Source organism: Tunturiibacter empetritectus, from assembly GCF_013410875.1.
Taxonomy (GTDB): domain Bacteria; phylum Acidobacteriota; class Terriglobia; order Terriglobales; family Acidobacteriaceae; genus Edaphobacter; species Edaphobacter empetritectus.
In genome coordinates this window covers 555,156-568,807 of record NZ_JACCCU010000003.1, presented here as the reverse complement: position 1 = coordinate 568,807, position 13,652 = coordinate 555,156, and the positions used below count along the sequence as shown (strand labels likewise).

General features: G+C 59.7%; 12 protein-coding genes. 7 read left to right on the top strand and 5 right to left on the bottom strand.

Annotation, left to right across the window (positions count from 1 at the left end):
• Positions 1 to 50: 50 nt before the first annotated feature.
• Together HDF08_RS20205 and HDF08_RS20200 are read left to right on the top strand one after the other, a co-directional pair.
• Positions 51 to 1,229 carry a pyridoxal phosphate-dependent aminotransferase gene (locus HDF08_RS20205; RefSeq protein WP_179640450.1) on the top strand — a complete coding sequence of 393 codons (1,179 nt, stop codon included), beginning with the start codon at positions 51 to 53 and terminating at the stop codon, positions 1,227 to 1,229.
• A gap of 36 nt (positions 1,230 to 1,265) precedes the next feature.
• Complete coding sequence (locus HDF08_RS20200; protein ID WP_179640449.1) at positions 1,266 to 1,532, top strand: hypothetical protein; 267 nt, start codon at positions 1,266 to 1,268, stop codon at positions 1,530 to 1,532.
• Between the two features lie 236 nt (positions 1,533 to 1,768).
• Here the strand turns inward: HDF08_RS20200 and HDF08_RS20195 are convergent, their stop codons facing one another.
• The 4 genes from HDF08_RS20195 to HDF08_RS20180 all read right to left on the bottom strand — a co-directional run bounded on the left by HDF08_RS20195 (position 1,769) and on the right by HDF08_RS20180 (position 3,958).
• A complete protein-coding gene (locus tag HDF08_RS20195; RefSeq protein ID WP_179640448.1) occupies positions 1,769 to 2,455 on the bottom strand; it encodes a YukJ family protein in 687 nt (228 codons plus the stop codon).
• A gap of 45 nt (positions 2,456 to 2,500) precedes the next feature.
• Entirely contained in the window at positions 2,501 to 2,755 is a 255-nt protein-coding gene (locus tag HDF08_RS20190; RefSeq protein ID WP_179640447.1) for a hypothetical protein, read from the bottom strand.
• Positions 2,756 to 2,907: 152 nt separating this feature from the next.
• On the bottom strand, positions 2,908 to 3,573 hold the full coding sequence (locus HDF08_RS20185) for a TetR/AcrR family transcriptional regulator (RefSeq protein ID WP_179640446.1): 666 nt from the start codon (positions 3,571 to 3,573) through the stop codon (positions 2,908 to 2,910).
• A 7-nt stretch (positions 3,574 to 3,580) separates the two neighbouring features.
• The gene (locus HDF08_RS20180) at positions 3,581 to 3,958 is read right to left on the bottom strand and encodes a hypothetical protein (protein ID WP_179640445.1); all 378 of its coding nucleotides are present in this window, start codon (positions 3,956 to 3,958) and stop codon (positions 3,581 to 3,583) included.
• A gap of 179 nt (positions 3,959 to 4,137) precedes the next feature.
• Between HDF08_RS20180 and HDF08_RS20175 the strand changes: the two genes are divergently transcribed.
• The 4 genes from HDF08_RS20175 (at position 4,138) to HDF08_RS20160 (ending at position 8,985) form a co-directional block, all read left to right on the top strand.
• Entirely contained in the window at positions 4,138 to 5,628 is a 1,491-nt protein-coding gene (locus HDF08_RS20175; protein WP_179640444.1) for a DNA recombination protein RmuC, read from the top strand.
• A 143-nt stretch (positions 5,629 to 5,771) separates the two neighbouring features.
• Entirely contained in the window at positions 5,772 to 6,014 is a 243-nt protein-coding gene (locus tag HDF08_RS20170; protein WP_179580522.1) for an acyl carrier protein, read from the top strand.
• A gap of 3 nt (positions 6,015 to 6,017) precedes the next feature.
• The gene (fabF, locus tag HDF08_RS20165; RefSeq protein WP_179640443.1) at positions 6,018 to 7,268 is read left to right on the top strand and encodes a beta-ketoacyl-ACP synthase II; all 1,251 of its coding nucleotides are present in this window, start codon (positions 6,018 to 6,020) and stop codon (positions 7,266 to 7,268) included.
• Between the two features lie 175 nt (positions 7,269 to 7,443).
• Positions 7,444 to 8,985 carry a sialate O-acetylesterase gene (locus tag HDF08_RS20160; RefSeq protein ID WP_179640442.1) on the top strand — a complete coding sequence of 514 codons (1,542 nt, stop codon included), beginning with the start codon at positions 7,444 to 7,446 and terminating at the stop codon, positions 8,983 to 8,985.
• On the opposite strand, the gene HDF08_RS20155 is transcribed toward HDF08_RS20160, so the two are convergent.
• Positions 8,982 to 9,734, bottom strand: a complete 753-nt coding sequence (locus tag HDF08_RS20155) for a Yip1 family protein (RefSeq protein ID WP_179640441.1) — start codon at positions 9,732 to 9,734, stop codon at positions 8,982 to 8,984. The two genes, HDF08_RS20160 and HDF08_RS20155, sit on opposite strands and share 4 nt — an antisense overlap.
• A 289-nt stretch (positions 9,735 to 10,023) precedes the next feature.
• On the opposite strand from HDF08_RS20155, the gene HDF08_RS20150 reads away from it, so the two are divergent.
• Entirely contained in the window at positions 10,024 to 13,464 is a 3,441-nt protein-coding gene (locus tag HDF08_RS20150) for a beta strand repeat-containing protein (RefSeq protein WP_179640440.1), read from the top strand.
• The last annotated feature ends 188 nt before the right edge of the window (positions 13,465 to 13,652 follow it).

The window sequence follows — 13,652 nt, the reverse complement described above, 5'->3', positions numbered from 1 at the left end:
CTAAGGCTAAGATGATTGCACGTTGGCTTGGTTTCGGGGGGTATCGGGTTATGGGACAGGTTGAGGTTTCGTCGAGGCTTGGGTTGAGTGAGCTGGCGCCGCGGCTGGTGCAGTCGGAGATTCGGGCGATGAGTGTGGCGTGCGATGCGATGGGTGGGGTGAATCTGGCGCAGGGAGTGTGCGACACCGAGGTGCCGGAGGTGGTGGCCGAAGGGGCGATTCGGGCGATTCGCGATGGGTTGAACATCTACACGCGGCTAGATGGGATTCCGCGGTTGAGAAAGGCGATTGCGGGGAAGGTCGAACGAACGCTGGGGATTGTGGTCGATCCAGAGCGCGAGGTGCTGGTGACCAGTGGGGTGACAGGAGCGTTTCAGGCGGCGGCGATGGCTCTGCTGAATCCGGGCGATGAGGTGCTGGTGTTTGAGCCGTTCTATGGGTATCACGTGAATACGCTGAGTTCGCTGCGGGTGGCTGCGGTGGCAGTGGCGCTGACTGCGCCCGACTGGGGGTTGGATCTGGGCGCGGTCAGAGCGGCGATTACGCCGAAGACTCGCGGCATGGTGATCAATACGCCGTCGAATCCTGCGGGGAAGGTGTTTACGCGTTTTGAGTTGGAGGGGCTGGCAAGGATTGCGGAGGAGTTCGATCTGTTCGTGTTTACGGATGAGATCTATGAACACTTTATTTATGGAGGGGCGACGCATCTGAGCCCCGCGTCGATTCCGGGGATGCGGGAGCGGACGATTCTGATGTCGGGGTTTTCGAAGACGTTTTCCGTAACGGGATGGAGGGTGGGGTATCTGATCGCAGACGCGAGATGGCTGGGGTCGATTGGATACTTTCATGATCTGACGTATGTGTGCGCGCCTGCTCCGATGCAACAGGGGGTGGCGGATGGAGTGGAGCAGCTGGGGGAGGATTTTTACAGCGGGCTAGCGCTGGAGCATGAGGTGAAGCGCACGATGATTGTGGATGCGCTGCGGGAGGCTCACATGATGCCGCAGGCGCCGGATGGGGCGTACTACGTGCTGGCTTCTGCGGCTGGGTTGCCGGGGGTTACGGCGGCGGAGAAGGCGCGGGCGCTGCTGGCGAAGACGGGAGTGGCTTCGGTGGCAGGGTCGGCTTTCTTTCGGCTGGGGAGGGGTGAGGATCTGCTGCGGTTTTGTTTTGCGAAGAAGGATAAGGATCTGGTGGAGGCTTGCCGGAGATTGCGGGAGCTGCGTTAGGGCGGCTTGTTTGCGGGTCCACTAAGATAGTGGTGTATGCCGCCATTCTCTGAAGTGACGCGGATTGAAGCTGCGATCAAGAACAAGAGCTCGAAGGAGCTGGAGTGGTCGCTGTGGTACTGCCGGATGCGGCAGGCGGTGCCGAGTGCTCGTCCGGCGGATCTGAAGTACTGGCGTGGGATTGAGGCGCTGGTGAAGGAGACGATGGCGGGGCCGGTTGAGGCGAAGGTCTATCCGGCGAAGAAGAAGAAGGCGGGGCGTGGGTTGGGGCTGGGACCGGTTGAGGCGGGTGAGGATTCTTGAGAGGCTGTGTCCTGCCGGACGGGCCTCCTGCGCTAGGCCACCCCACAAACGAAGACCTGTTTGTGGGGACCCCGGTACGCGCGGGCGTTCGCACGCCTTTTTAGAGCTTCGCGTAGTCCTCCCGTTGGTCGGAATCATCTTCCTTTGCGACCAACGGGAGCGCCAACAGAAGGGGTACACAAGTCACGAAGTGACCGCCCCACGCTCAGTGGGCCCGTCCGGCAGGACATTATCTTCTAAACCGGATTGCCAGCCGAGTCCGTACTCCAGCTCTCAGTCTGAAATGCAATAAATACCGCGGTCCATGTGCCCTTCGACGGCAGGTTGATAAATAACGCACCATCCTGCCACACGCCATTATCTCCGCTGAATCCGCCGCCCTTGCCACCGACCGGGTTTCCTTGGTTCATGTGGATGTCGTGGATTCCGTCCACTTTTCCGGAGTCGGCGTACGCGCTGCCGAAGGCGTAGATCACGCCGTCTTTATCGGCGATCGTCATATTGAGCAGGGTGACTATGGCGTTCTCCAGCGCTTTTGCCCGCGCCCGCTGAATCATCTCTTGCTCTGAACCCCCGCCCTTGGCCTTTTCACTTGCCTTCGGCAGCAGGGTCATCTGCGCCTTCGTGATCATGGGGGCGCCGTTGACGGTGCTCCGCACAAAGTCCAGCGCCAGCCCGCCCGGCTCGCTCTTCAATGGCGTCATCCCCATGGACAGCGCCTGCAGACCTGCCAGGTCCGGCGGCGTGAAGTCTTCAACGATGTCATACAACACCTCCGACCCGTCCACCGACTGAATATTGACCGCTACTGTGAACGGGCCGCCGGTGGCCTGCATCGTGATCTGATAGTGCGTGCTCGACCCGGTGACGACCTTGCCCGCAGTCGGCTTTCCCGCGAGGACACTGTAGTTGGTAATCGGCATCCTTATTCCTTTTCTCTGCGACGCGAATACATCACAGACACCATCTCACACACCCGCCTCATCTTCGACGTCCTCCTCTTCGTTCTCTTCGTCGTCTTCCTCTTCGGCTGCTGCGTCGTCGTCTTCTTCCTCGAGTTCGTCGTCGTCCTCGTCACCGTCCACAGCTGTCGCGGCGTTGGTCGCTTCGCTGCTGGCGTGTTCGGTTGGATTGCTGGGGGAGTTATCGAATGTTGCCGTTGCATCCGACCCGATGTTGCGTAAAAGATCGTCGAATCCCTGGCTGTTCAGAGCGTCTGCCATTCAAATCACCTGTTTTCACTAAAAATTTACGTCCCGGTATGGCGATATCTCCAACCTGTCCGGTTGGATGCGTATTTATTCAACTCGGCCACCCTCTCGATTTTTCAGAGCCCTCTACTCCGCTCGAGCATGCAACCATACGCTCGATAAATCTATTCTTCTGTGTAAATCACCTCGAGTAGTTCTGCAGCCAGACGATGGAGTGGCCGGAGCAACGGAATCCCTGCCAGTTTGAGGGTTACCAGAATCATCTTCAGTGTTTTTTCATAGAGCAGCATCGTCCTCTTCTGGCCACTACTCCGGTCATACACCCAGAATAAGATCAAACCCATCTGGTACATCCAAAGCAAACGTGGCAAGTAAGGTTTGATACTGGCTGGCAGTGTGATCCTGGAATCTGCAACCGCACTGTGAAAGAAACCGATGTCCTGTTCTCGGATCGTCGCAGTCTCTTTGCTAAACGGCGACAGCGGATGTTCGGGATCCGAATGAGCCGACAGCGCTCCAAGCAGCTTCCGGTTTGGTTCAAAGCATTCAAATTTTGTCGAGATGATCGCCCGCAAGCGCTCCTCTAAGGTCTTGCACTGAATCAGAGAGGCCTCGATCCGGGGGCGCATCTCGCTCTGCGAACGCTCGTAGAACGCCATTACGATTGCGTCCTTCGACTCGAAGTAGTAGTAAGCCGCACCCACTGCCACCTCGGCCGCCTTAGCGATTTCACGCATCGTGGCACGCTCGAAACCGCGCTCGCGAAACACCGCAAGCGCAGCTTCGAGGATTCTTGTGCGCGTCTCTTCAGACTTCTTGATCTTCGTCATTGAGAACTCATGCGATCCGCGGCGGTGGTGGCGCTGAACTAAAGCCGGTTGATCGGCTCCTCATCTTCGCAAAGACGAGAATGTTGAAAAAGTGCATGGCTCCAAGGATCAACAGGACCACTCCGATCTTGACACTCTCCAGTTCGATCACCTGCCGGACATTCGAAAGTGGATCGGTCGTCTTCAACGCCAGGGCGATATAGCCGATATTGATCAGGTAAAAGCCCACCACGAGCAGTTGGTTCACCGAATCTGCAAGCGCCTCGTTGCCGTGAAACGCATCCACCAAAAACACTCGGCCATTACGGTGAAGGGTACGCGCTACCCAAACTGTAAGCGCAATACTTATAACGAGATAGCTGAAATAGCAGCTGGCGACGATCATAGCAACTCTCCTTTGTGACAATTTTGAACATGTTCAATTATAAAGTTACACCTCCACTTCCATGATGTAAAGGTATTTTGAACACGTTCATTATTTGGTAGTTTACCCCCTATCCTCCGATAAAAAACGCACAACGTTCCACTGAACCTGATGCTATTCTGAGGCGAAGGAAAGTCGAAATGTTTACTGCCCTTCTCATCGTTAATCTCGTCCTTCTCCTGGCCGTCGTTCTGCTTTTGCTTCGCAGGCAGCCGGTGCCCGCGACGGATCCGCGGCTGATCCAGATGCCCGAGCAGCTGACGCGGCTGGACGCGCGGAACGAGGCGCTCGACGCCCATCTGCGAAGCGGCCTGGCCGAGATACGCCGCGACGCCGCCGACGATGCCCGGCGAACCCGCGAGGCAGCTGCAGCAGACTTCACCAGCCTTCGCACTGAGATTACCGCGACGATCGCCGAGCTCAGCGGGCTGCTGCAGAACGGGCTGAACGCCTTTCGCAGCGACAACAAAGCCTCCGACGAGGTTCTGCGCACTGCGGTTCAGCAGAATCTGGATTCGATCGCACAGCGGCTCTCCTACTTCATTGGCGAGGTTAATCGCAATCAGATCGAGGCTCGCGAGGCGTTGCACAGCCGCCTGAACGAGCTCTCCGGCGAGGCCAACGACCAGCAGGAGAAGCTGCGCTTCACCGTGGAAGATCGCCTTTCGAAGCTCAACGACACCAATACCGCAAAGCTTGAGGAGATGCGGGTTACTGTGGACGAAAAGCTGCATGCTACGCTCCAGACCCGGCTTACGGAGTCGTTCGGGCAGGTCACGACACACCTCGGCGAAGTCCAGAAGGGTCTGGGTGAGATGAAGGAGCTTGCCACCGGTGTGGGCGATCTGAAGAGAGTTCTTTCGAACGTCAAATCGCGCGGCGTGGTGGGCGAGTTTCAGCTTGGCCAGCAGCTTGAGCAGATGTTTTCGCCCGAGCAGTACATCAAAAACGCCCGCATCAAGCAGGGAACGCTTGAGTCGGTGGAATACGCTCTCAAGTTCCCCTCGGGCGAAGGTGCCGACAGCCATACTTTGCTCGCCATCGACGCCAAGTTTCCCAAGGAGGACTGGGAGCGGCTGGAGCATGCCTACGAGACCGGCGAAGGCATCGAGGCTGCGGGAAAGGCCTTCGAGCGCTCCATTCGCGCCGAGGGCAGACGCATCTGCGATAAGTACATCGACCCACCCACTACCATGCCCCATGCCATCATGTTCCTGCCGACGGAGAACCTCTACGCGGAGGTCGTCCGGCGCCCTGGATTGCAGTCCGAGATACAGTCGAGCTGCCGCGTCACTATCGCCGGGCCGTCGACTTTTATGGCCATCCTGACCAGCTTCCAGATGGGCTTTCACACGCTTGCCATCCAAAAGAAGGGCGACGAGGTCTGGCGCGTGCTCTCCAGTGCCAAGAAGGAGTTCGAGACCTATGGCGGGCTGATGCAGAAGGTCGAAGATCAGGTGGGCACGGTTCAGAACACGATTCAGAAGCTCGGCGTGCGCACGCGGGCGATCAACAAGGCGCTCAAAAACGTCTCCGCCATCGACGCCGGCATCCCCGTATCCAACCTGATCGGCTTCGACGACGTCCCAAGGATCGCCCCACTGCTTGCCGCCTCTGGCGAGGAAGACTGAAAAGATCCTGTCGCCCATTTCCCACGGCTGCCTGCGGTTGCTTTACACTCACTGAGGCGCTCAGTATGCTTGAGGTTGGCCGTGTCGACCTTGAGCGACAAAACATCCAGGCTTCAGATTCCAGACGTAAACAGGAGAACGCAATGGCAGCAGTAGACGAGAAGGTAAAGCAGATTATTGTCGAGCAGCTTCAGGTGGATGAAGCGGAAGTCACCCCGGGTGCAAGCTTTCAGGAAGATCTCGGTGCAGACTCCCTCGACGTGGTCGAGCTCGTCATGCAGTTCGAAGAGGCCTTCGACATCCAGATCCCCGACGAAGATGCCGAGAAGATCAAGACCGTCAAAGACGCGGTCGACTATATCGAAAAGAACCAGAAGGCCAAGTAAACAATGGAGCATCGTCGCGTAGTTGTCACCGGCCTCGGCCTGATCTGCGGGGTCGGCAAAACCGCCCCTGAGGTTTGGGAAGGTCTCATGGCCGGACGCAGTGGCATGGCGGAGATCAAGGCATTCGATCTCACGGGCCATCCCGTCCGATTCGCCGCGGAGGTCAAGGAGTTCGATCCTCTTCTCTTCGTCGACAAGAAAGAGTCCCGCAAGATGGGACGCTTTATTCACTTTGCCCTGGCCGCATCGGCCGAGGCGATGGCTCACTCCGGACTGAAGATCACCGAAGAAAACCGCGATCAGGTGGGGGTCCACATCGGCTCCGGCATCGGCGGCTTCGATGTCATCGAGCGGGAGCACCAGAATCTGCTCAGCGGCGGCCCGCGCAAGGTCTCGCCCTTCTTCATCCCCGGCTCCATCATCAACCTCGCCGCTGGCCACGTCTCAATCAAATACGGCGCGCGTGGGCCGAATGAGGCGACGGCGACTGCCTGCACCACGTCGGCTCACTCTATCGGCGATGCCTTCCGCATCATCCAGCGCGGCGATGCAGATGCCATGATCGCCGGTGGCACCGAAGCGTCCATCACGCCGCTGGGTGTGGCTGGATTCGCCGCCATGCGGGCGCTCTCCACGCGCAACGACGACCCCGAGCACGCCAGCCGCCCCTTCGACAAGGATCGCGACGGCTTCGTGGTCGGCGAAGGCGCGGGCATTCTCATCCTCGAGGAGCTTGAGTTCGCCAAGGCACGCGGCGCAAAGATCCTGGCTGAGGTTCTCGGCTACGGTCTCTCCGCTGACGCCTTCCACATGACCGGCATGGCTCCCGAGGGCGAAGGCTGCTATCGCTCGATGAAGCACGCTCTCAAAGTCGCGGGACTCTCACCGGACCAGATCGACTACGTCAACGCGCATGCCACCTCGACTCCTCTCGGCGATGCCCTCGAATCGAAGGCCATTGAGAATGTCTTCGGCGAACGCGCAACCAGCGGCAAGCTCATGGTCAGCTCCACCAAATCCATGACGGGCCATCTTCTCGGTGGGGCAGGCGGCCTGGAAGCCGGCATCACTATCCTGGCCATGCAGCACCAGATCGCGCCTCCTACGATGAATATCGTTGAGCTCGATCCGCAGTGCCGCCTGAACTACGTTCCGAACAAACCGCTGCCTGCGAAGATCAACTACGCTCTCTCGAACTCCTTCGGATTCGGCGGAACCAACGGCTCGCTCGTCTTCAAGCGCTGGACTGAGTAATCAGCACCCAACCGTAAATCAACCAACAACCGTATCAACCAAGGCCCGGCTTCTGTCGGGCCTCTCCTTTGACTTCGAGCAGACCCCCGCAACGAAGGAGCAAGCGAAACCTTCCCGCTGCGAGCCTCGTCAACACAAAGTCCAGCCGGTATAAGAGTAATCGGAGACCCCGTTCATGAAGCTTCGCCTCACCCTCTGCCTCCTCGCCTCCACCCTTGCTGCCCAAGCCGAAGTCTCCCTCCCCAAACTCTTCTCCAGCCACATGGTCCTGCAACGCGACATGCCTATTCACCTCTGGGGCAGCGCCACTCCCGGCGAATCCGTCACCGCCACCTTCCACAACCTCACCAACACCGCTACGGCCGACCTCACCGGCCGCTGGAGTCTCTATCTGCCACCGCAACCCGCCGGAGGCCCTTACACGCTTACGGTTCGCGGCACCAACACCATCACCTATGACGACATTCTCCTCGGCGATCTCTGGTTTGCCTCCGGGCAGTCCAACATGGAGATGCCTCTCGACGGCTTCGGCCCCGACACACAGATTGAAGACGCAGAGAAAGAGATCGTCGCCGCCAACTACCCCGATATCCGCCTCCTTCTGATCGAAAAGGACGCCGCCGACTACCCCCGCGAAGACGTTCGCGCCACCACCGGCTGGTCCCTCTGCACCCCCGCTTCCGCAAGGACCTTCTCCGCTGTCGCCTACTTCTTCGCCCGCGACCTGCAGAAGGCCCTCGAGGACAAAAAGCAGCACGTCGCCATCGGCCTGATCGACTCCACCTGGGGAGGTACGCCCGCCGAGGCATGGACCAGCCTCGATGCTCTTGGCTCCAACGCGTCCCTGATGCCCGTCTTCGCCGCTCGCGCTGAGCAAGCAGATCGCGAACCCACCGAGGCGCGTCTCGACGCTTTCGATAAACAAGCCCGCGCCGAGGGCAAACCCACGACGCCCAATCGCGACTGGCACCCCAACATCGAATCCTGGCGCCCCTCCGCGCTTTATAACGCGATGGTCGCCCCGTTCACTCCGCTTCCGATCAAGGGCGTCATCTGGTATCAGGGCGAGGCTAACTCTGCTCTCAACCGCGCTGGCCTCTACGACAGACTTTTTCCAACGCTTATCAAGGACTGGCGCCAGCACTGGGCCCAGGGCAACTTCCCCTTTCTCTACGTGCAGATCTCCGCGTTCGCCAGTTCGCCGAAGGAAGACTGGGGCGAACTCCGCGACGCCCAGCGTAAGACCCTCTCGCTGATCAACACCGGCATGGCCGTCACTATCGACATCGGCAACGAGCACAACGTCCACCCCGCCAACAAGCAGGCCGTAGGCGAGCGCCTCTCTCTGCTTGGCCGCCGCCTCGCTTACAACGAAGACGTCACTGCCTCAGGCCCTCTCTTCCGTCTCGCGTACCCGGACAAAGGCTCTATGCACGTCTGGTTCGACAACGCCGCCGGCCTCCACAGCAAGAACGGCGCCGCCGGAGGTTCCCAAGTCGAAGGCTTCGAAGTCGCCGGATCTGACCGCGTCTTTCTTCGCGCCAACGCCCGCATCGATCACGAAGCGAGCGGCGACACCATCATCGTGGCCAGCCCTGCGATCCCCAACCCGCAGTACGTCCGCTATGCGTGGCCCAACTTTCCCCAGGCCAACCTCTACAACGGCGCGAACCTGCCCGCCTCCACCTTTACCTCACTCGAGCCCACGCGGCCTTAGCTGCTCATCGCCGCCGAAGCTACGCTCAAGATCAGCACCAGTGCCCACCAGCCCACGACCACGGCCGCAGCCTTCCCACGGCTTACCTTCGCCACAATCGAGGTCCCAATCACCAGCAGAATCACATTCCAAATTCCGATCACGTCAAGAAAACCCAGCGCAGCCTTCAACCATGGCGCAGCATCAGGCATAAAGTAGGCGGGGTTGGTCCCCACCGGATTCTTCAGATTAAAGCTCTCCGCATTCCCGCCAAACATCACCGTCACGAGTGTCAGCAACCCACTCAACAGCCGCGGCAGTGACGCGTACATCCACACGCAGAACATCTGGCCAAAGGTCGTCCGCGCACCCAGTCCGAAGTTGAAGCTTGCCCAGTTCACCAGCGCCCCGATCGCTGAGATGAGCAGAATAATCACCGGCGTCCCATACGAGATATTCTTAGTAAACGACGCGATGCCGTGCATCCTGGCCGCACGCTGATCCTCAGGGAGGCTCTGAATCTGCTCCTCTTGTTTCGGGCTGTCGAGAATCATGTTCTCCGCCACGCGGCCGAAGCCTACCTGCCGGTCGATCGTGAAGGTCACCCCAATCGACACAATCACCGCCAGCAGAAACGGCAGCCACCAGCTTGTGCTCCGCAGAATATCGGTGAAGGTCTTCGAAGGAGCGATAAACGTATCCACCAAGCGCTCCACCTGGCTCAACCCCGGCTGTCCCGACTGCGTATCTACGGCTACGACATCGTTCATAAACTCTCCTCGAATATAGTCTTCCAGCCAATTCGGCAAATCACGGCTTACGAATGTCTTCGCATTCTAGCCCACGTTCACTAACCGTCCATCAGAAAAACTTCATCCCACACTGATCGTTAGGGTGCAGTTTGCACCGGCTGCTTTCGCAGCTATTGGCATCAATCGGAAAGCTCTGCAAAAAAAGAGCACCCAGAGACACACCTACCCCAGGGTGAATAACGCTTAGGTGTAGGGTTTTTTTCCGGAGAGTGGTAGAGTTCCGCTGTACCTTGGATTGGTGCGCACTATGACGCGTATCGCGCTGTTCCTTTTCTGTAGACGGTCGCAGATTCGACAGATCCTTTCCGCAGTACTCCTTCTCGCCTTGGCATGCTTCTTCGGCGTAATTGCAGGCTGCGGGGGCAACTCTTCGAGCACTACACCTCCGCCACAGGGAATCCCGCCTGCCAATCTGGTCTATCCACAGACCACCATAACTGTAACCGTTGGCAATGCCATCGTTACGGATACTCCGACCGTCACAGGAACAGTATCCAGCTTCGCCGTCAGCCCAGCGCTTCCTGCAGGCCTCGGCCTCAGTGCATCGACCGGCGCAATCTCCGGCACGCCAACCGCCGTTGCGGCGCAAGCCAGCTACATCATCACCGCAACCAACTCCGCAGGCTCCACGACGGCGACGGTGCAGATCGCAGTGAACCTTGCTCCGCCCACAAACCTTGTCTATCCACAGACCGCCATCACCGCGATTGTCGGCCAGGCCATCGCCACAGATACTCCAACCGTCAATGGAACCGTAACCACCTATACCGTCAGCCCGGCGCTTCCTGCAGGCCTCGGCCTCAGTGCATCGACCGGGGCAATCTCCGGCACGCCAACCGCCGTTACGGCGCAAGCCAGCTACATCATCACCGCAACCAACTCAGCAGGCTCTACGACGGCGACGGTGCAGATCGCAGTGAACCTTGCTCCGCCCACAAACCTTGTCTATCCACAGACCGCCATCACCGCGATTGTCGGCCAGGCCATCGCCACAGATACTCCAACCGTCAATGGAACAGTAATCACCTATACCGTCAGCCCGGCGCTTCCTGCAGGCCTCGGCCTCAGCGCATCGACCGGCGCAATCTCCGGTACGCCAACCGCCGTTACTCCGCAAGCCACCTACACCATCACTGCAACCAACTCCGCCGGCAGCACGACGGCAACGGTGCAGATCACAGTGACCCTTGCTCCGCCCACAAACCTCGTCTATCCGCAGACCACCATCGCCGCGATAGTCGGCAGTGCCATCGCTACTGATACCCCAACCGTCACCGGGACTGTAGCCACCTACACGGTCAGCCCGGCGCTTCCTGCAGGCCTCGGCCTCAGCGCATCGACCGGCGCAATCTCCGGCACGCCGACCGCCGCCACCCCGCAAACCACCTACACCATCGCCGCAACCAACTCCGCTGGCAGCACAACGGCAACGGTGCAGATCACGGTGACCTTTGCTACGCCGCCCACAAACCTCGACTATCCACAGGCCACCATCACCTCGAAGGTCGGGCAGGCGATCGCCACCGACACTCCCACCGTCAATGGAACAGTAACCACCTACACGGTCAGCCCGGCGCTTCCCGCTGGCCTCAGCCTCAGCGCATCGACCGGCGCAATCTCCGGCACGCCTACCGCCGCTACCCCGCAAGCCACCTACACCATCACTGCAACTAACTCCGCCGGCAGCACAACGGCAACGGTCACCATAACCGTAGCCAGCTTCACCGTCTTCAGTCTGCTCGACCTCGGCCAGACCGGCTCGATTGTCGTCATGCGTCTCCAGCCCACCCGCCTCTTCACCCAGGACGGCAACGGTCATTGGGTGCTCTGGGACTACACGACCACGACAGAGCTCGCCAGCGGCGATGGGGCCGGCACCCCTCTTTATCCATCCGATATGGCCGGCTCCGTCCTCGCCATCGGCATCGCAAACGCGGTGGAAGTTCGTTCCAATGTTGATGGAAGCCTCATCGCCACCCTCACCTCTCCTAGCCTCGACCCCGTCCCCACCGTCCCCCCCTCCGCCTGGTGGAAGCTCTCCACCGACGGCACCTACATCGCCTCCGGCTACGCTTCCGGTCTCTCGGTTTGGAGCACCAGCAACGGACATCTCCTGTTCTCTCGCCACGGCGACTACTCGATTGCAAACGCCTTCGCCGCGTCCGGACAGCTTCAAATTGCCCTGGGGCCCGCCGGCGCCAACGTCATCGAAACCGACTCCGTTCCCTCCGGAACCTCCTCCGTCGGTCCTGCCTTCACCGCCAACTTCAACACCTGGTTTACCGACGGCAGCCACTTTCTCACCAACACGCCAAACCTCAGCCCGCCCGCAAATTCGCCAGTCTACGACGTCTACACCTACTCCGCGGCCACAGTCCAGCAAGGGATGCTATCGCTCAGCGACCCGGGCGGTCTCAACGGCTACGCCAATTGGTTCTGGACTTACACTTTCAACAACATCCTCAGCCTCTACCCGATCGGCGCCACCACTCCCACCACCACGTATACGTTGGACACCGACACCGTCGTCATTCCCTCTGGTTCCACCCTCGGCGTGCTCCCCTACGGAACCCCAGCGGCGTCCACCATCGACCTGTCCGGCACCACTCCAACCCTCAGCAGCAGCACCGCCCTTCCCGTCGCCTATGAGCACGCCTTTGCTGCCCTCTCTCCCAGCCAGTGGGCCGTAGGCAATGTGCATGGCGTCGTCCTCGACGGCCCGAGCGCCACCACCACGCCGCGTTTCTTCGGCTACGGCACCGCCTACGACATTGCGGCAGCCCCCGGCCATGTCGTCATCTCTACCGCCATCGGCAAGATTCTAGAGTTCGAAACTTCGTCCCCAGCCATCGTTGGCTCCATCAACTTCCCCGCCGGAAAGATTGTCCTCTCCAGCGATGGATCGGTCCTCGCCGCCGCAGCCAGCTTCGCTGACTCCCAATACGAACCCGACCGAACTCTCAACATCTACTCTCTCCCCGCGGGCACCGTCACCTACAGCTTCCCTTATCAACTCACCACCCCGCATCAAACAACGCCCTTCCTCTCCGACTTCTCTCTCTCCGGTTCAGGCACCGCATTGGGCCAATACCTGGGAACCCCCAACGGCTCTAACACCGTCTACACCCGCCAGGTCACACCACTCTCCGGTTCGCCGATCATCTGGTCCGATAACCCTCCCTCCGACCTCGACTCAGGAAACAGTGCCATCTTTCTCTCTCCCGATGGCACCCTCGTCGCTGTCTCCACCGGCGCGGAGTCGTCCACATCCACCACCAGCATCTACAAAAACGGCACCCTCGCTGCTACGGTCAATGGCTATGTCGTGGGCTGGATCGACAACAACCGCGTCCTCGTAAACACCTTCGGCACGGATATTCGCCCCGAAACCTTGCCCCCATACACCGGAACAGTCATCTATGACGCCACCGGCGCGCAGCTCACCACCCTCAACGCGCTCCCGCAACTGGCCCCGGGAATGGAGGGAGCGGGCGGCTTCCTCACCGTCGACTCCAACTCGATCTACTCCAACTACTCCATCTATTCCCTTACCACCGGCGCCGTCACCTGGACAGAACCCCTTTCTCTTGGCGGAGTAAAAATACAACCTCAAGTTGGTCCCTCAGCCCTCTCCGGCAACTACCTCGTCTTCGTCTACGGCGCCCGCATCCTCGTCGACCTGCCCTGACGGCTGGGTGTCCCCTCGCGCAATTCTGAGATGTGGCTTCGCGCCACACGTGAACCGTTCTCCGTCATCCCATCAAGCCGCAAATCACCGTGCCAATCCAGTGCATTCGCGCGGCGTACCATCCATCCTCCAACCGCTATACTGGAGAAGGCCCGCGATCTGCACCATTACGCTAGCTGCATCTACGC